This is a genomic window from Streptomyces sp. NPDC051664 (genome assembly GCF_044453545.1).
In the GTDB taxonomy this organism is placed as follows: Bacteria; Actinomycetota; Actinomycetes; order Streptomycetales; family Streptomycetaceae; genus Streptomyces.
In genome coordinates this window covers 152274-170609 of the sequence record NZ_JBITCU010000013.1, presented here as the reverse complement: position 1 = coordinate 170609, position 18336 = coordinate 152274, and the positions used below count along the sequence as shown (strand labels likewise).

At 70.5% G+C, this 18336-nt stretch carries 15 protein-coding genes; 3 read left to right on the top strand and 12 right to left on the bottom strand.

Translation table 11 applies throughout. From position 1 onward, the window contains the following. Nucleotides 1-113: 113 nt before the first annotated feature. The 5 genes from ACIA8E_RS24405 to ACIA8E_RS24385 all read right to left on the bottom strand — a co-directional run bounded on the left by ACIA8E_RS24405 (nt 114) and on the right by ACIA8E_RS24385 (nt 6051). Nucleotides 114-1136: an ABC transporter ATP-binding protein gene (locus ACIA8E_RS24405; protein WP_399301441.1), complete on the bottom strand. Its 1023-nt coding sequence runs from the start codon at nt 1134-1136 to the stop codon at nt 114-116. Next, the gene (locus tag ACIA8E_RS24400; protein WP_399301440.1) at nt 1133-2173 is read right to left on the bottom strand and encodes an ABC transporter ATP-binding protein; all 1041 of its coding nucleotides are present in this window, start codon (nt 2171-2173) and stop codon (nt 1133-1135) included. Before ACIA8E_RS24400 ends, ACIA8E_RS24405 begins: the two co-directional genes overlap by 4 nt. Then, nucleotides 2173-3084 (bottom strand): ABC transporter permease, encoded by a 912-nt coding sequence (locus tag ACIA8E_RS24395; RefSeq protein WP_399301439.1) that lies wholly within the window; start codon nt 3082-3084, stop codon nt 2173-2175. The genes ACIA8E_RS24400 and ACIA8E_RS24395 overlap by 1 nt, the downstream gene beginning before the upstream one ends. Nucleotides 3085-3087: 3 nt before the next feature. Then, nucleotides 3088-4086, bottom strand: a complete 999-nt coding sequence (locus ACIA8E_RS24390) for an ABC transporter permease (protein ID WP_399301438.1) — start codon at nt 4084-4086, stop codon at nt 3088-3090. 132 nt (nt 4087-4218) lie between these two features. Further along, nucleotides 4219-6051 carry an ABC transporter substrate-binding protein gene (locus ACIA8E_RS24385; RefSeq protein WP_399301437.1) on the bottom strand — a complete coding sequence of 611 codons (1833 nt, stop codon included), beginning with the start codon at nt 6049-6051 and terminating at the stop codon, nt 4219-4221. A gap of 281 nt (nt 6052-6332) precedes the next feature. Between ACIA8E_RS24385 and murQ the strand changes: the two genes are divergently transcribed. Further along, nucleotides 6333-7241 carry an N-acetylmuramic acid 6-phosphate etherase gene (gene murQ / locus ACIA8E_RS24380; protein WP_399301436.1) on the top strand — a complete coding sequence of 303 codons (909 nt, stop codon included), beginning with the start codon at nt 6333-6335 and terminating at the stop codon, nt 7239-7241. 62 nt (nt 7242-7303) lie between these two features. Here the strand turns inward: murQ and ACIA8E_RS24375 are convergent, their stop codons facing one another. Then, nucleotides 7304-8251 (bottom strand): MurR/RpiR family transcriptional regulator, encoded by a 948-nt coding sequence (locus ACIA8E_RS24375; RefSeq protein ID WP_399301435.1) that lies wholly within the window; start codon nt 8249-8251, stop codon nt 7304-7306. A gap of 86 nt (nt 8252-8337) precedes the next feature. Continuing rightward, nucleotides 8338-9414 (bottom strand): serine hydrolase domain-containing protein, encoded by a 1077-nt coding sequence (locus tag ACIA8E_RS24370; RefSeq protein ID WP_399301434.1) that lies wholly within the window; start codon nt 9412-9414, stop codon nt 8338-8340. A 136-nt stretch (nt 9415-9550) separates the two neighbouring features. On the opposite strand from ACIA8E_RS24370, the gene ACIA8E_RS24365 reads away from it, so the two are divergent. Continuing rightward, complete coding sequence (locus ACIA8E_RS24365) at nt 9551-10471, top strand: GNAT family N-acetyltransferase (RefSeq protein ID WP_399301433.1); 921 nt, start codon at nt 9551-9553, stop codon at nt 10469-10471. 68 nt (nt 10472-10539) lie between these two features. Then, nucleotides 10540-12072 (top strand): glycoside hydrolase family 3 protein, encoded by a 1533-nt coding sequence (locus ACIA8E_RS24360; protein WP_399301432.1) that lies wholly within the window; start codon nt 10540-10542, stop codon nt 12070-12072. Between the two features lie 199 nt (nt 12073-12271). Here the strand turns inward: ACIA8E_RS24360 and ACIA8E_RS24355 are convergent, their stop codons facing one another. The 5 genes from ACIA8E_RS24355 to ACIA8E_RS24335 all read right to left on the bottom strand — a co-directional run bounded on the left by ACIA8E_RS24355 (nt 12272) and on the right by ACIA8E_RS24335 (nt 18274). Further along, nucleotides 12272-13354, bottom strand: coding sequence for an aldose epimerase family protein (locus ACIA8E_RS24355; RefSeq protein WP_399301431.1), 1083 nt, complete (start codon nt 13352-13354; stop codon nt 12272-12274). Between the two features lie 124 nt (nt 13355-13478). Then, nucleotides 13479-14513, bottom strand: a complete 1035-nt coding sequence (locus ACIA8E_RS24350; RefSeq protein ID WP_093778711.1) for a LacI family DNA-binding transcriptional regulator — start codon at nt 14511-14513, stop codon at nt 13479-13481. An 88-nt stretch (nt 14514-14601) separates the two neighbouring features. Further along, complete coding sequence (locus ACIA8E_RS24345; RefSeq protein ID WP_399301430.1) at nt 14602-15666, bottom strand: ABC transporter permease; 1065 nt, start codon at nt 15664-15666, stop codon at nt 14602-14604. Further along, on the bottom strand, nt 15663-16637 hold the full coding sequence (locus tag ACIA8E_RS24340) for an ABC transporter permease (RefSeq protein WP_399301429.1): 975 nt from the start codon (nt 16635-16637) through the stop codon (nt 15663-15665). The genes ACIA8E_RS24345 and ACIA8E_RS24340 overlap by 4 nt, the downstream gene beginning before the upstream one ends. Further along, on the bottom strand, nt 16634-18274 hold the full coding sequence (locus ACIA8E_RS24335; RefSeq protein WP_399301428.1) for a sugar ABC transporter ATP-binding protein: 1641 nt from the start codon (nt 18272-18274) through the stop codon (nt 16634-16636). Before ACIA8E_RS24335 ends, ACIA8E_RS24340 begins: the two co-directional genes overlap by 4 nt. Nucleotides 18275-18336: the final 62 nt, after the last annotated feature.

Here is an 18336-nt window from a genome sequence, read left to right as displayed (position 1 = left end):
CCAGGCGCTGGGAAGCTGAGTCCCAGGACTCTCACAGGGTTCCTTTCTGAACATGGGTGCGGGCGGACCCGCCCCATGGATGGAGCGGGCCCGCCCGATGCCGGGGCCGGAGGTCAGACGGCGGCCGGCGCGATCTCCACACCGACCACACGCCGCGCCGTGGGGTGGAAGCAGGCGTGCAGTTGCCCGGACTCCCCCACCGCTTCGAGGACGGGCCGTTCGGCCGTGCAGTGCTCCGTGGCGAAGGGGCAGCGGGGTGCGAACAGGCAGCCGTCCGTGGCCACCTTCTCGTCCAGCGGGGCCAGTGGCGCCAGCCGGTCGGGGCCGGGCTCCTCCAGACCCCGCATGATCGGGATCGCCGACAGCAGGCACTGCGTGTAGGGATGGACGGGCCCCTGGATGACGTCGTCGGTGAGGCCACTTTCGATGACCTGGCCTCGGTAGATGACGTGCAGCTCGGCGCCCTCGCCGACGTACCGCGCCGTCGCCACGTCGTGGGTGATGAACACCAGCGAGATACCCAGTCGTTCGCGCAGGTCGTGGAGCAGGGCGAGGATGCCCAGGCGCATCGAGACGTCGATCATCGAGACGGCCTCGTCGGCGATGAGCACCTCGGGGTCCACGGTGAGCGCGCGGGCGATGACCACACGCTGACGCTGACCGCCCGAGAGCTGGTGCGGGTACTTGGGAAGGACCCCGTCCGGCTCCAGACCCACCAGTTCAAGGAGTTCCGAGGCCCGTGCCCTTACACCGGACGCCGAAGCGGCGCCGCCCGTCTCCTTCGCGCGCATCCGCAGCGGGTCGCCGAGGATCTGCTCGATCGTACGGGTGGGGTTGAGGGCCGAGTACGGGTCTTGGTGAATCATCTGGATGCGGCGGAAGTACGGGGCACGCTTACGCGGCGAAAGTTTGGAGAGCTCCACGCCGTCGACCACGAGTTCGCCGCCGTCGAAGGTCTCGATCCCTGTAAGGATCTTGCCCAGCGTCGTCTTGCCGCAGCCCGATTCGCCGATGAAGGCGACGGCACCGCCCTTGGGGAGCGTGAAGTCCACGCCGCGCAGGGCGTGGACCGTGCGCTCGCCGGTGAAGGCCCCGCGGGAGTGGTAGGTGCGGGTGATGCCGCGCGCCTCGATCACGACGCGTCTCCCTTCGAGGTGGTGGGGCTGACCACGGCGGCGTCCACGTGGCACGCCCGCCGGTGGCCTGCCGAGTGCTCCGCGAGCTGCGGCTCGTCCTCGGCACAGATGTCCGTCTTGAAGACGCAGCGGTCGCGGAACACGCAACCCGTCCTCGGGATGGTGGTGAGGTCCGGCGGGCGGCCCGGCAGGGCGCGGGCCGCGGCCGGGTCGCCGACGATGCGTGCCGTGGCGCCGATCAGAGCCTTGGTGTAGGGGTGGGTGGGGTTGCGGAGGAGATCCAGCGTCGGGCCGTGTTCGACGATCCGGCCGCCGTACATCACGGCCAGGTTGTCGGCGAGCTCCGAGACCACGCCCATGTCGTGGGTGACGATGAGGGTGCTGAGGTTGTTCTCGTCGTGCACCTGGCGGATGATCTTCAGCACCGCGGACTGGGACAGTACGTCCAGAGCCGTGGTCGGCTCGTCCAGGATGAGGACCTTGGCGTTCAGAACGAGAGCGAAGACGATGCCCAGGCGCTGGCGCATGCCGCCGGACAGCTCGTGCTGATAGGAGTCCAGAACGCGGTCGCCGTCCAGGCCCATCCGCTCGGCGAGCTGTTTGGCGCGGGAGAGCAGGCCCGGGAGATCCTTGACGTCGTGCGAGCGGCCCAGATCCAGGATCTGCTTGCCGATGGTCTTCAGCGGGTTCATGGAGTTCTGCGACGCCTGGAAGACGTATCCGAGCGCCGAGCCCCGTACCGCCCGCATCGCCTTGGCGCTGAGGGTCGTCACGTCACCGATGCCGTCGACGTGGATGGCGCCGCCTGCGATCCGGCCCGGCTCGGGCACGGCGTTCATCAGGGACAGGGCCAGGGTCGACTTGCCTGAACCGGACTCCCCCACCAGGCCGGTGATCTCACCGCGGCGCAGGTCGAGGGAGGCGTTCGCGACAGCCGGGTACTCGGTACCGTTGATGCGGTAGTGGACCCTGAGGTCGCGCACGCGGACCTCGGCCTCTCCGGCCTCGGGCGCGGACTTCCGCGTCGTCGTGGTCATCAGCGCTCCCTGAGTCGCGGGTTGAAGAGCTCGTCGATCGCGTCCAGGAACAGCACCACGCCCATGATCAGGAGCAGGATGCAGGTGAGCGGGGCCAGCAGGTAGAAGATTGCCTCGGGGCTCTGCAGCGCTCCTCCGGAGAACACCGCCTGGTTGATCATCACGCCCCAGTTGGTGCTGGTGAACGGCACGATGCCGAGGAAGAACAGCCCGACCTGGGCCTCGACGAAGCCGATGACCGACAGGAGCAGGTGCATCGCCACGTACGGGGCGATGTTCGGCAGGAGTTCGCGCAGGATGATGTGCCGGCTGGGCAGCCCGAGGCCGCGTGCGGCCTCCAGGAAGCCGCGCTCGCGCAGGCTCAGCGCCTGGGATCGGACGGCGCGGGCGATGCCGCCCCAGCCGACGACGCCGAGCACGAAGCCCATCTCCAGCGGGCTGTCGAACTTCCACACGGTGGTGAGCACGACGAGCAGCGGCAGGCCGGGGACCGTGAGTACGAAGTCGGTGACGCGCATCAGCGCGGAGTCGGGCAAGCCGCGGTGGAAGCCTGCCAGAAGCCCGACGGTGGTGCCGATCGTCGAGGCGAACAGAGCGGCGAGGGAGCAGGTGAGCAGTACATAGCGGCTGCCGACGACAGTGGCCTGGAGCACGTCGGAACCGGCGAAGTCGGTTCCGAGCCAGTGCTCTGCGCTCGGCGGCTGATAGATCGAGTCCGGGTCGATGGTGAGCTGCTCGCCGTAGAGCATCGGGCCGAAGGTGCCCATGAGGACGAACAACACCAGGATGGACAGGCCGATGATCCGGCCGGGCTTGCGCGTGAGGACGCGCCGGATGCCGGTCCAGCGGGAACGCCTCGCCGAGGGGGCATCAGCCGGACGGGGCGGCTCGGTGAGCGTCGCGGTTGTCATTGGTCAGCGCCTCACTCGGGGGTCGATCACGGAGTAGAGGAGGTCCGCGACGATGTTCGCAAGCACCACCGCGGTGGTGATCAGCAGGAAGGCACCGGTCATCAGGGGATAGTCGCGCTTGCCGATGCTGTCCAGCAGCAGTTGCCCGACGCCGGGGTAGTTGAAGGTGGCCTCGATCAGGATCGCTCCGCCGAACAGGGTGCCGAACGAGAGGGCGAGGGTGGTGAACAGCGGCAGGATCGCGTTGCGGCCGATGTAGCGCATCCTCGTGCCGGGGGTGATGCCGCGCAGCTCGGAAGCGAGGATGAAGTCGTCACCGAGGACGGACACCACGCTGGAGCGCATGCTGAGCATCCAGCCGCCGTAGGAGATGAGGACGTACGTGGCGACCGGGAGGATCGCGTGGTACGCGATGGACGACACGTACTCGACGTTCCATCCGGGGTCCACCAGGAGCGTCTCGGAGACGGTGCCGCCGTACGGCAAGGCCCCCAGGTTGGTGTAGAAGACGGTGATGAGCAGGATCGCGATCACGAACGACGGGATGCCGGCGATCATCGAGGCGGCCAGGCTCAGCCCGCTGCCCAGGCGGGACGACCGCTTCACCGCCGCGACCACACCACTGCTGACACCGATGCAGAAGCTGATCAGCAGGCCGCTCATGATGGGGATGACGGTCCACGGCAGGGCGTCGCCGATGACATCCGCGACCGGCACTCCGCTGTAGGAGATCGAGATCCCGAGGTGACCGTGGAGCAGGTCGCCGATGTACTGCGTGTACTGCGTGAGCAGGGGGTCCTGCGAGGTGAACCCGTAGATGATCGAGGCCTTGGCCTTGGCGTCCTGGGAGTTCATTCCCATCGCGACGTACTTCTCGTACGCCACGTCGCCCGGTTTGCCGGGCAGGGCGTGGACGAGGAAGAACGTAAACGTGGCTACGATCCAGATCATGACCGCGCCGCCGACCAGTCGGATCGCGATGGTGCGCGCCAGTCCCTTCACGTTCCTGCACCTCCTTCCTTGTCGTAGGGGTTGTTGTGGATCAGCGCGCGAGCGGGGCGACGGCCTGGTGCGGCTGCCGCCCCGCGGTGGTGCGCCGTGCGGTAGTTGCTCGGTGCGGTTACCCGGCCTGGATCACTTGCCCTTGGCCTGGATGTAGCCCTGCATCATCCACACGCCGGGCTGGTTGGCGAGGATCTCGTCCTGCCCGTTCTTCGGCCAGTTGGTGAAGTTCTTGTCATAGGTGAACTTCACGTTGGTGTAGTCCCAGATCGGGAGGACGGGAACTTCCTGGTTGGTGGCCTTGACCAGCTGCGAGATGACGGGCTTCTTGGCCTCGGTGTCGAGGCCGGCGAGGCCGGCCGTCAACTGACCCGGGTTGATGGACTGCCCGTCGACCGTGAAGGTCTCGTCGCCGTGCATCCAGTTGCCGTCACCCTTCTTCTCGGTGTGGGTGACCTTGTTGCCGTTGGCGACGAAGCCGTCGCTCTCGCCGTACAGGCGCTGGAAGTTCTGGCGCGGGTCGGAGCCGACGGCGGTCAGCCACCAGCCGACGTCGAACTTCTCGGCGGCCATGTCCGTCTGGTAGGCGCCGAAGTCGGCGGAGAGGGACGGCTTGGTCTCGATGCCGAAAGCGGTGAGCTCATTGGCGACGACGGTGGAGGCGGCGATCCAGTCACTGAAGCCGTTGACGGTCTGCAGCGTGATCTTCCACTGCTTGCCGTTCGCCAGGTACCACTTGCCGCCCTTCTGCTTCAGGCCTGCGCCCTTCAGCAGCTCGGCGGCCTTCGCCTCGTCGTGGGCGTACGGGTTGAGCTTGCCGACCGCGTCGGCGCCCAGCCACTGCTCGGTGGACTTGCGGATCATGCCGGCGGGGGCGGTGGAGGCCATGCCGCCGACCGGCTGGCCCACCTTGGTGATGGCCTCGCGGTCGAGGATGTACGCCAGGGCCTGGCGCACCTCCTTCTTGTCGTACGGCGCCTTGCTCTGGTTGAAGGCGATGGAGGCGTTGACGTAGGAGGTGCCGTCGGCGCGCTTGTAGCCCTTGGCCAGGATCTGGTTCAGGACGTTCGTGGGGATGGCGGTGAAGGGCGCGGCATCCAGGTCACCGTTCTTCATGAAGCCCCAGATCTGCTCGTTGCCGGAGTAGTGGCGGATGACCACCTGGCTCGGAGCGATCTTGTCGAGGTCGTAGAAGTACTTGTTGCGGACGAGGATGGCCGAGCCGGGATTGACGCGCTTGACCACGAACGGGCCGGCCGAGACGTCCGTCTTCGGCGCGAAGGCCGCGATGGCCTTGCCGGTCTCGTTCAGCTTGTCGACAGCGGACTGGGCGGCGGTCGCCTGGGCCGCGTCCACCTGCTGGCTTGCGGCGATGGTGTCCCAGATGTCGGCCGGCACGAGGTGGCCGTAGACCGACTTGGGGACGATGGACTGGCCCAGGATCTGCTTCGCGAAGTTCGCGTTGTTGGTTCCGGCGGCCTGCTTGAACTCGATGTCGTGCTTGCCGACGGAGGTCACGGAGGCGACGTTGAGGCCCTCACTCAGCTGGCCCGAGCCGACCGAGGCAGTGCCCTGGGTGAGCGCGATGGCCATGGACATCTTGATGTCCTCGACGGTGACCGGCTTGCCGTCGGACCACTTGGCGTCGGGCTGCATGTGCGCGACCAGCGTGTCGCCCTTGATCTCCCAGCTCTTGGCGAGGCCGGGGAAGGCGTCGTTCGCATCCATCGGGTTCTTCTTCTCGAACCCGAGGCGCATCGAGTTGTAGCTGAGGAACGTGTTCCCGTTCGGGCTGTACGGGTTCATCGGCGCGCCCGGGGTGATCGGGTTGTTCGCGTCGACCGTGGTGAAGACGCCACCGCCGTTGGCGCCGTTCTTCGCACCGGAATCCGGTGCGCACGCGGCGAGGGTACCGAGGGTCGCGAGGGCGGCGGACGCTGCGACAAAGTGCTTGAACCGGACCATAGCGCGTGGTCTCCGATCGGCAGGCTGAAGTGGAGTGTGTGGGACAAGGCCTGGGGGGTGTGCAGACCGTAGGAGCGGCGCCATGGGTATGTCAATGAGTTGCGTTGGCTGAATCCAGTTCGTAATTTACCGCCACACGCGAGGGCCGAGATCGCCCGAATCGCGGCGAGAGGTCGACAACGGCCCAGCACGCCCTGGCGGAAACTTACGCTCAACTCTCAATCCATGTGGCAAAGTTACGCGCGCTCACCGCCCCGCCCTCCCACCGAGAGGAAACCGCGATGCACCCGCAGCTTCCGGTACGAATCGACGCCCCCACCGAACGCCGTAACCCCCGCACCCGCGACATCGACGACGTGCCCACCCTGGAGGTGCTGCGTCTGCTCAACGCCGAGGACCGGATCCCGGCCGAGGCAGTCGCCGCCGTACTGCCCGACATGGCCCGGCTGGTGGACGAGACGGCGCGCCGGATCCGGGCCGGTGGCCGGCTGCACTACTTCGGCGCGGGCACATCGGGCCGCCTCGCGGTGATGGACGCCGCCGAACTGATCCCCACCTACAGCCTCCCGCCCGGCGTCGTGGTCGCCCATCACGCGGGCGGACTGCGCGCACTGGTCGAACCGGTGGAGGGCGTCGAGGACCAGGAGTCCGTCGGGGCGGCCGACGCTGCCGAGGTGGGACCGGGCGACGTCGCGGTCGGCGTAGCCGCCAGCGGCCGCACTCCCTACGTCGGCGGCGCCCTGCGCGCCGCTCGGGCGGCGGGCGCCTTCACCGCACTGGTCAGCGCCAACCCCGGGGCCGAGCTGGCGGACCAGGTGGACGTCCATCTGGGGGTGGACACCGGTCCGGAGGCGATCGCGGGCTCCACCCGGCTGAAGGCCGCCACCGCGCACAAGATGGTGCTCAACAACCTGTCCACGGCCGTGATGGTGGCGCAGGGTCGTACGTACTCGAACCTGATGGTCGATGTGGCCGCCACCAACGACAAGTTGCGCGGCCGGGTCCTCAACATCGTGGTGGAGGCCACCGGGCTCGACGAGGACCGCTGCGGCGCTGCCCTCGCCGCCTCGGGAGGGGAGTTGAAGACGGCTCTGGTCGGCCTGCTCGCCGACTGCTCCCCGCAGCAGGCGCGCGAGGCGCTGGAGGCCGGCGGCGGGAGCGTCCGCGCGGCCCTGCGCACCCTCACCTGAGAGCGGGCGAGGATGCCCCGCGACCCGGTGGGTCGCGGGGCATCCTTGTCACCGGGGACCGGTCACTGCGGGGATCGCCGCCGGTGCACCGCCGTGTACGTGCGCTCCAACGCACGTGTCGTACGGCTGTAGTTGCGCTGGGCCACCCCGACGAACAGGCAGTCCACCAGTGTCAGCGCGGCGATCCGGCTGGACATCGCGCCGGACCGGAAAGTGGTCTCACGCACCGCGGTGGTCAGCACGTGGTCGGCCACGTCGGCGATGGGCGAACGCGGGAAGTTGGTGATCGCGATCGTGGTGGCACCGTTGTCCCAGGCCTCGCCCAACGCTGCCACGGTGTCCTCGGTGGCGCCGGTGTGCGAGATACCGATCGCCAGGTCCCCGCGGCCGAGCAGGGCGGCGGACGTGAGCGCACCGTCGGGGTCGGGCCAGGCGGTCGCCCGGCGCCCGATGCGGTGCAGCTTCTGCTGGAAGTCGAGCGCGATCAGCGCGCTCGCGCCGACGCCGTACAGGTCCACCGCGCTCGCCCCGACCACCTCGTCGATGGCCCGCTGCAGGATGTTGAGGTCGAGCTGGGCAATGGTGTCCTCGACCGCGTGGGCGTCGGCGAAGCCCAGCTTGCCGACCACGTCGGCAAGCGAGTCGCCGGGCCCGATGTCGCTGCCGGCGCTGGACCAGGCGGGGCCGCTGTCCTCGCTGCCGGCCGCCGAGGCCAGTTTGATCCGCAGGTCGGGGTAGCCCTTGAGGCCCACGGCCCGGCAGAACCGGACGACGGTGGTCTCGGAGGTGCTGCATTCCGCGGCGAGTTCGCTGATGGTCTTCCCGGCCACCCCGACCGGATCGGCGATCGCGGCTTCGGCGACCCGCCGCTCCGAGGGTGGCAGAGACGGCAGCAGGGCCCGGATCTGCACCAGGACCGTCTGTGGCGGCGTCGCGCGCTCTGCGATGGGTGCTGCGGAGCGCCGGGAGGCGTCGCCGCCTCCGCGCTGTCGGTCACGTGAGGCAGCCATGTGGGAATCCTACGGGTTCGTTGGGGTACGCGTCGCTGAGTATCCGGGATATGTACGATTCGGGCACGTGATGCACCACTTGGCGCTCAGCCGCGCACAGGCTCGGCGCGGGCCGCCACGGCGGCGTGCACAGCACGTCGCAACTCCTTCGCCCGCGCCCCGCGTCCGTAGTGCACGGCGTTGGTCAGCAGCACCACCCAGATCCCGGTGACCGGGTCGAGCGCCAGACTGGTGCCGGTGAAGCCGGTGTGCCCGGCCCCGGTCGTTGGCCACTGCGGGGACATGTGGTCCCAGACGTCGCCGGGCAGCGTCCAGCCCAGCCCCCGCGCGCCGTCCAGCCCCACGGTCTGCAGGCTGAGCGCCTCGGAGCGGGTGCGGGCCGACAGCGGCGACTCGTCGGCCAGCCAGCAGGCACGAAGGTAGTGCGCGAGGTCGGGCGCAGTGCCGAACAGCCCGGCGTGCCCGGCCACGCCGCCCAGGCTCTCGGCGTTCTCGTCGTGCACCACGCCACGCTTGGGCTCTCCGCCGGGCGGTGCCTCGGTCGCGGCGGTGACCGCCCGCCAGGCCGCGGGCGGCAGGTAACGGGTGGCGGTCAGGCCCAGCGGGTCGAGCACCAGCTCCCGCACGGCGGTGTCGAGCTGCTGTCCGGCCACCTTGGCGACGATCTCGCCGAGCAGGATGAACCCCAGGTCGGAGTAGTTGACGACAGTGCCGGGCAGGTGCTCGAGGGGCTCCGCGAGGACGGCGGCGAGCCGGTCTGCGGGGCCGCCGGGAAGCTGCCAGTAGTCCCGGTGCGGAGGCAGTCCGGAGGAGTGCGACAGGAGGTGACGGATCGTCACTTCATTCTTGCCGGCCCCGGTGAAGCCCGGCAGGTAGCGGCGCACCGGGTCGTCCAGCCGCAGCGCCCCCGTGTCGGCCAGCCTCAGCACGGCGGGCGTGGTGGCCACCACCTTGGTGAGGGAGGCCAGGTCGAAGACCGTGTCCGCGGCGACCGGGCGCCCCGACGGACCGTCGGCGGTGGTGCCGAACGCGGCGGTACGGACGGGACCGTGCGCACCGCGACCGGTGATCAGGACGGCTCCGGGCACGACACCCTGCCCCACCGCGTTCCTGACGAGGTCTGCTGGATCGGGGAGACGTGCGGGATCTTCGCGGACGGTCATCACGGCCTGCTTTCCGGTGGGGCGCGGGGGGCTGACAGCCCGATCATCCCGCTGGTAAATTTCCACCGCAATACCGAGCCCCGATGTCATTCACTTACAATCCGGTGTCCCCGGAGCGAACCCGAGGTGAGCAGGCATGACGAACCTTCCGGCGGCACGCACCGCGACCGAGCACGACCTGCCCGCCCTGCGAAGCCTCGCCCGCGCAGCCCTTGCTCACGACAGCGACGCCGAGGACGTATTCGATCTGCTGTGGGCGCAGGCCGCGGGCCACCCGCAGCTGCGGATCCTCGCCGAGGACGAGGGGGAGCCGGTCGGCGTCGCGCTCGCCGCACTCCGCCCCGCCACTGCGAGCGCCCCCGCCACGGGCCACATCGACCTCGTCGCCGTGCACCCCGAGGCACAGAGCCGCGGAATCGGCCGCGCTCTGCTCACCCACGCGGAGGAGCTCCTCGTCACCGCCGGGGCCGACCGGCTGATGATCCGCGGCAGGCCCCCGTACTACGCCTGGCCCGGCATCGACATCCGCTACACCCGCGCCGTCTGCCTGGCCGAATCCAGTGGCTACACCCGGGGCCCCGAGGGCCTCAACCTGGGCGTCGACCTGCGCACCGCCCCGCTCGGCACCGCCGAGGACGAGGCGCGCCTGGCGGCTGCCGGGGTGCAGGTCCGCCGCCTCACGCCCGCGGACGAGAAGCCGTTCCTCGCCTGGATGAACCAGTGGGGCGGCTCCTGGGACGGTGAAGCGGCTCGCGCCCTGACCTACTCCCCTCCGCGCGGCCATGTCGCCGTCCGCGAAGGTGCCGACGGCCCGGTGTACGTCGGCTTCGCCTGCCACGGCGTCAACCGCCGCTCCTGGTTCGGCCCGATGGGCACCGAATCCTCGGAACGCGGCCTCGGTGTCGGCACCGTGCTGCTCCGCCGCTGCCTCGCCGACCAGCGCGCCTCCGGACTCGACGAGGCGGAGATCGGCTGGACCGCACCCATCCACTTCTATGCCCGCGCCGTCGACGCACAGCTCGGCCGGGTCTTCTGGACGTACAGCAAGGACGTCTGACCTCTCGGTGGCCCCGACCGCCCCGGGCCGTCCCGAGGAACCGACCGTCCAGCCCGAGAGGAACCGCCATGCCGCCCACCCCCGCCCCCCGTCCCACCCGGGCCGACGGTGAACTCCTCGCCCTCGCCGACCGGGTGCTGCAGCCCGGCTTCCGTGGCACCACCGCCCCCGACTGGATCCGCCGCCGACTGGCCGGCGGACTCGGCTCGGTCCTCCTCTTCGGCCCCAACATCCGGGACCGCGCGCAGACCGCCGCGCTCACCGCCGCCCTGCGCGCCGAGAACCCCGATGTACTGATCGCCGTCGACGAGGAGGGCGGCGACATCACCCGGCTGGAGACCGTGACCGGATCCTCCTATCCGGGCAACCTCGCCCTCGGCACGGTCGACGACCTCGAACTCACCGCCGCCGTCGCCACCTCCATCGGCGGCGAACTGCGCGCCGTCGGCATCGGCCTCGACTACGCCCCCGACGCCGACGTCAACTCCAACCCCGACAACCCAGTCATCGGCGTCCGCTCCTTCGGCGCCGACCCCACGCTGGTCGCCCGGCACACCGCCGCCTGGGTGCGCGGGCTGCACGACGCGGGGGTCGCCGCCTGCGCCAAGCACTTCCCCGGCCACGGCGACACCGACACGGACTCCCATCTCGACCTGCCCACCGTCGCCATGGACGCCGACCGCATCGCCGAGCTGGCCCTGCCGCCGTTCCGCGCCGCCCTCGCCGCCGGCGCCCGCGCGGTGATGACCGCCCACCTGCTCATCCCCGCCTACGACGCGGACCGCCCCGCCACCGTCAGCCCCCGCGTGATCATCCAACTGCTGCGCGAAGAGCTGGGGTTCGACGGGCTAGTCGTCAGCGATGCCATCGAGATGCAGGCGGTCCGTGCCCGCTACGGACTGGCCGGCGCGGCCGTCCGCGCGCTGTCCGCCGGGGTGGACCTCGTCTGCCTCGGTGACCGATCCGGCGACACCGAGTTCGCCGGCCTGCGTGCCGCCGTCGCGGACGCGGTGGTCCGCGGCGAACTCCGCGAGGAGCGGCTCGCCGAGGCCGCGGCCCGTACCGCCGAGTTCGCCACCTGGCAGCGGGCCCTGGCCGGGGCCGTTCCCGCGCCGTCACCCGATCGGGCGCTCGGGCTGGCCGCCGCCCGCCGCGCGCTGCGCATCAGCGCCGATGACCCTGCCGCGCTGCCGCTGCAAACCCCCGCCGTCCTGGTCGAGTTCGGCGTCCCCGGCACTGTGGTCCAGGGTGACGCGGTGCCGTGGGGTCTGGGTCCCGCTCTCACCGCGCTGATGCCCGGGACCGTACGCACCACCCTGCCCGCCCTCGCTCCCTTCGATCCGACGCAGGCCGACCGGATCCTCGCCGAGGCCGCCGGCCGGCCACTCGTCCTCGCTGTCCGCGACGCCCACCGTCGGCCCGCCGTGCGGGACTGGCTGCGGGTGCTGCTCGCCCGACGCCCCGACGCGATCACGGTGGAGCTCGGCGTCCCGCACCCCGGCCCGGGCGGCGCCGTCCGCATCGACACCTACGGAGCCGCCCGCGTCTGCGGGCAGGCGGCCGCGGAGGCCCTCGCAGGGCGGACGCTTCCCGGAGTGTGACCGGCGCTGTGCAGTGATGCCGGCCGGTCGCGACCGGCCGTGCCGCGAAGGGCAATCTTCCGGTGTACGTACTCGACCTCGGCGGCAGGAACGCGGCGCCGGGCAGGATCGGGAGCGACGGTCCCGATCTGAAGTAGGCGCGGGCACCGACAGGGGTGACGGGCGTGCTCCGGGCACGCCCGTCACCTGCGGCGACGGCTCAGCGCGCGGACGCGTCGAGGTGCGGGAACCGGAACTCGGTGCGGCTGCGCGCGACGTCGCCCGGCCGCAGCACGGTGCTGGGGTATGCGGAGCGGTTGGGTGAGTCGGGCAGGTGCTGGGTCTCCAGGCACAGCGCCCCGTGCCGCTCGTGGCGCCCGCCCGCGGTGTCGGCGAGCGAACCGTCCAGCTGGTTGGCGGTGTAGACCTGGATGCCGGGTTCGGTGGTCCAGACTTCCAGGATCCGGTCCGTCGTGGGGGCGGTGAGCCGGGCGGCCCGTCGAAGGGCTTCCGGGGTCCCGGGCGCGCGGACGACCCAGCAGTGGTCGAAGCCGCCCGCCATGCGCAGTTGTTCGTCCGGCAGCGCGATCCGCTCCCCGATGAGCTGCGGGGCGGTGAGGTCGAACGGCGTGCCGCGCACGTCGGCGGCGGGGCCCTGCGGGATGCCGTCCGCGTCGACGGGCAGGTAGGTGCCGGCGTCCACCTGCAGCGTGTGGTCGAGGATGTCGCCCTCCGCGGTCAGGGCGAAGTAGGCGTGGTTGGTGAAGTTGACGACCGTGGGACGGTCGGTGGTCGCGGTGTAGTCGAGGGCGAGTGTGCCCGCGGTGTCGAGGGTGTACGTCACGGTGACGTCGAGCGCTCCGGGGAACCCCATGTCGCCGTCGGGGCTGTGCAGGGTCAGCCGGACGACCGCGGCGTCGTCGCCGGTGTGACCGGTGGCCTGCCACATTCTGGTGTGGAAGCCCTCGGGGCCGCCGTGCAGTGCGTGGCCACGGTCGTTGGCTGGGATCTCGTGGGTGGTCCCGTCGAGGGTGAAGCGGCCGTGCGCGATGCGGTTGGCGAAGCGGCCGATGAGAGCGCCGAAGAAGGGGTTCTTCCCCATGTAGTCGTCGAGCGTGGCCAGGGACCGGACGACCGAAGCGGCGGCTCCGTCGGTGTCGGGCACGGTGAGGCTGTGCAGGATGCCGCCGTAGGTGAGGATCTCGGCCTGGACTCCCGTACCGGAGTCGAGCGTCCAGACATCGACGTCGGAGCGGCCGCGGGCAGCGCCGAACGGTTGGTGGTGCACGGTGGGGCGAGGCATCGGAGATCCTTCTTGGGAGAACCTGGTGACGGGCGGCGGACCAGGCGATTTTACGGACGGGCCCCGGACAGCCCCGGGGGTGTCCGGCCGGCGGGCCCGGCTTGCTCGGCCGGACAGGACCCCCTCAGGGTCCGGACTGCTCGGCGGGCGGCCGCATCACGGTCGATTCGCGGACGATGAGCCGGTAACCGGGACGGGGCCGTCGAGGTTCGGGTACCGGGCTGCCGGAGAGCCGTTCGACGAGACTGTCGACGGCGAGCCGGGCGATGGCTTCCTTGTCCGGTGCGATGGTGGTGAGCGTGGTGGCTCCGTACAGGCTCTCCTCGATGTTGTCGAAGCCGACGACGGCGACGTCGTCGGGAATCCTCAGCCCGCGCTCGGAGAGGGTGCGCATGGCGCCGATGGCGATGAGGTCGTTGTACGCGAAGACGGCGTCGGGGCGTTCGCCGCGGTCGAGGAGGGCCGCCATGGCGACGGCCCCGTCCTCGCGGCCGTATCCGTCGGTGACGACGACCAGGGACTCGTCGGCCTCGATGCCCGCGGCGGCGAGCTCCTCGCGCCAGCCCCGCAGCCGCAGGTGGGCGGGCTGACGCTCGCGTCCGGTGCGTGAGCCGAGGAACGCGATCCGGCGGTGCCCCAGGTCGATGAGGTGCCTTACGGCGTCGCGGGCGGCCGCCACATTGTCGATCGCGATGTGGTCGTAGGGGGCCTCGTACTCACGCTCGCCGAGCAGGACCAGTGGCGCGGTCTCCGTGCGCGCCATCAGGTCCTCGGTCTCCAGATGGATGGGGCTGAGGATGAGGCCGTCGATGACATGGGACCGGAAGCCCTGGCTGACCAGGAGTTCCTTCTCCCGGAGGCCGCCGGTGTGGTCGACCAGCACGGTGTAGTCGTGCCGGGCCGCCGCGTCGACGACCGCGCCGGCCAGCTCCGCGAAGTACGGGTTGCCGAATTCGGGCACGGCAAGGGCGATGATGCCGGTGCGGCCCTTGCGCAGATGGCGTGCGGTGAGGTTCGGACGGTAGCCGAGTTCGTCGATGGCCTGCTGCACCTTGGCGCGCATCTTGGGTGTGACGTGCTGATAGTTGTTCACCACGTTCGACACGGTCTTGATGGACACGCCCGCCCGTTGCGCAACGTCCTTGAGGCTGACGCCCACGGCACTCCCTGACTCGACTCGGCGCGCGGTGTCGCGCATGGGATCGCTTGCTCCGGCCCGGGACCGGCGGACCCGGGCCCGGCACGGTTCAGGTGGTTCTGCGGCTGCGCGCCAGATAGCGCTGTGCCACGACGACAACGATAAGGAACCCACCACTGACCACCGACTGGTAGGAGGAGTTCAGCGAGCCGATCTGGTTGATCAGATTCTGGATGACGGCGAGCAGCAGGACACCCCAGAGCGTGCCGCTGATCGATCCGGCGCCGCCGATGAGGAGGGTGCCGCCGATGACGACGGCGGAGATCGCGTCCAGTTCCATGCCCACGCCGATGATGGTGACGCCGGAGGACAGTCTGGCCGCGTTGAGTGCTCCGGCGAGTCCGGCCAGCAGACCGCTGAGCGTGTAGACGAGGATCTTCGTACGGGCGACGGGGAGGCCCATCAGGGTGGCCGCGTCGCTGCTGCCGCCGACGGCGAAGAGCGTCTGTCCGAACGAGGTGCGCTGCAGGAGCAGCCCGCCGCCGCCGAACAGCACCAGGGCGATCAGGATCGGATAGCCGAAGCCCCAGATGCTGCCCTGCCCGAGCTCGGCGAACGCGGAGCCCTTGGGCACCAGGTACGTGGTCGCACCCTCGTCGGTGAAGGCGAGGAGGATGCCGCGGGCGGCGAGCAGGGTGGCGAGCGTGACGATGAACGGTGCCATCCCGGCGCGGGCGATCAGGAACCCGTTGAGCAGACCGATCGCCGCACACACCAGGAGTGGTACGAGCAGGGCGGGCAGGAGACCCCACTGCGAGGCCCAGGCGGCGAGTACTCCGCCCAGGGCGAAGACGGATCCGACGGACAGGTCGATGCCGCCCGTGATGATGACCATCGTCATGCCGAGGGCGACGACGGCGAGGAAGGACGCCTGCACGGTCACGCCACGGGCGTTGTCCAGGGTGGCGAACGTCGGATACACGAACGAGGCGACGATCACGACCGTGAGCAGTACGGCGAGCACGCCCTGGCGCTGCACGAGTTCGGCGAGCCGCTGTCCGCGGGTCGGCTCGGTGCCGCTGGACGGCGGGCGGGGCACGGTGCGGCCGGCGGACGCGGGCGTCTTCTGCGGCGCGAGCGCCGGGGCTGCGGGGGCGGGTGTGGTTTCGTTCATCGGGACCGACGCTCCCGGGCGACGTAGACGGCGGCGATGATGATCGCCGCCTGGGCGATCTGTGCGGTGGAGTCGGGCAGGTCGTGCTTGACGAGGGTGGCCCGCAGCAGCTGCATCAGCAGGGCGCCGGCGACGGTGCCGAGCACCCTGATGGAGCCGCCGTTCAGCGGGGTGCCGCCGACCACGACGGCCGTGATGGCGGAGAGTTCCATGAGGGTGCCGAGCGAGGAGGGGTCGCTGGCGGTGAGCCTGGCGGTGGCGAGGATGCCGGCCAGGGCGGCGAGCACCCCGCAGAGCACGTACACACCGATCAGTACGCGCCGGACGGGCAGCCCTGCGAGGGCGGCGGCGGGCCGGTTGCCTCCGACGGCGACGATCTGACGGCCGAAGGTGGTGCGCTGCACGAGGAACGCGACGGCGACGGCGAGCACTGCGGCGATCAACACGACCAGCGGGATGCCGAGGAAGGACCCGGTGCCGAGCGAGAGCAGATCGGGGTTGACGATCTGCTTGAGCTGACCGTCGGCCATGACCAGGGCCAGGCCCCGGCCGCCGACGAACAGGGCGAGCGTGGCGACGATCGGCTGCAGCCCGATCAGCGAGACCAGGGTGCCGTTGACCGCTCCGACGACCGCGCCGGCGAGCAGCGCGACGGCGAGCGCCGGCACGAGCCCGTATCCGAGGTAGAGCGGGAGGAGGGCGGCGGCCAGCGCCATGGTCGAGCCCACGGACAGGTCGACGCCCTCGGTCCCGATGACCAGGGCCATGCCCAGGGCGACGATGACGATGGGGGCGACCTGGACCAGCTGGGTACGGAGATTGCCGGCGGTCATGAAGTGCTCGGTGAACACGGCGTTGAAGACCAGCAGCACGGCCACGGCCGCGTACACGCCGTACTCCTGGTACCAGGCGGGGTTCCGCAGCCACGCGAACGGACGGGCGGGTGGGGCGAGTGTCGCCTGGGTGGTCATCGCGGGTCCTCCTGAGCTGCCGGGGCCTTCCCGGTGGGCGCCGGTGCCGACTCCACGTCGGGGCGGGGCGCCGGTGAGTGGTCGGCGAGCACTTCGAGCAGTTGGCTCTCGCCGACGTCGTCGCCCGTCAGTTCGCCCGCGACGGATCCGCCGCGCAGGACGACGATGCGGTCGGCGCCCTCGATGAGTTCCTCGATGTCGGAGGAGATGAGCAGGACGGCCAGCCCCTCGCCGGCGAGGTCGTCGATGAGGCTCTGGACCTCGGCCTTGGCGCCGACGTCGATGCCGCGTGTCGGCTCGTCGAGCAGGAGGACCTTGGGCTCCAGACAGAGCCAGCGGGCGAGGAGGACCTTCTGCTGGTTGCCGCCGGAGAGTTCACCGACCTTCTGCTCCGGGCTCGCCGCCTTGATCCGCAGTCGCTTCATGAAGATGTCGACGATGCGGTCCTGCTTGGCGCGGGAGACAACACCGGCGCGGGACAGGCGGGGCATGGCGGCCAGCACGATGTTCTCGCGCACGGAGAGACCGGGGACGATTCCTTCGGCCTTGCGGTCCTCGGGCAGCAGACTGATGCCCGCGCGGATGGCACCCGCGGAGGTGAGCCGGCGCAGCCTGCGGCCGCCGACGGTGAGCTCGCCCGCGTCCAGGCTCAGGGCGCCGGCCAGGGCCTTCGCCGTCTCGCTGCGGCCCGAGCCGAGGAGGCCGCCGAGTCCGAGTACTTCACCGGCGTACAGCGACAGGGATATGTCGTGGAGCTGGCGGTCGCGGGAGAGCCCGTTCGCGGTGAGTACGGGGGTGCGTGCCGCATCGTGTCCCTCGGCGGCGAAGCCGGTCGTGCCGTTGCGGCGGACCTCGGCCAGGTCGCGGCCGAGCATCATCGAGACGAGCTGCATGCGGTCGAGGTCGGCGAGGTCGCCGGTGTGGATGTGGCGGCCGTCGCGGAGCACGGTGACGCGGTCGCAGATCCGGTAGAGCTCGTCCATGCGGTGGCTGACGTAGAGGACGGCGATGCCCTGGCCACGCAGGTTCTCGATGACCCGGAAGAGCGTCTCGACCTCGCGCGGTTCGAGCGAGGAGGTGGGCTCGTCCATGACGACGACCCGGGCGTTGACGGAGACGGCGCGGGCCAGCGCGACCATCTGCTGGGTGCCGATTCCCAGGGTATGCAGGGGCCGCCGGGGATCGACACGTACGCCGAAGCCGTCCAGCAGGTCGGCCGCTTCGCGGTGCATACGGCCGAAGTCGATGAGGCCGATGCGGTTCTTGGGCTCGCGGCCCAGGAAGATGTTGCGCGCCACGCTCATCAGCGGGACGAGGTTCACCTCCTGGTAGATCGTGGAGATACCGGCCTGCTGGGCCTCGAACGGCCGGGTGAACCTGACCTGTTGGCCGGTCATCCGCAGTTCGCCCTCGTCGGGCCGGTACACGCCGGTCAGCACCTTGATCAGGGTGGACTTGCCGGCGCCGTTCTCACCCACCAGCGCGTGGGTCTCCCCCGCGCGCAGGGAGAAGGTCACGTCGTCGAGAGCGACGACGCCCGGAAACCTCTTGCTCACCGAGCGGGCTTCGAGGACGGTGTCGTTCCCGGGCGGGGCAGTCGCCTCCGGTGCCCGAGGTACTGCTTCGGGTGGTGCCATGGGTCTTGGCCTTCCGCTGTTCCAAGGTGTGGCCCGGAGCCGCCGTGGCGGGTGGGAGCGCC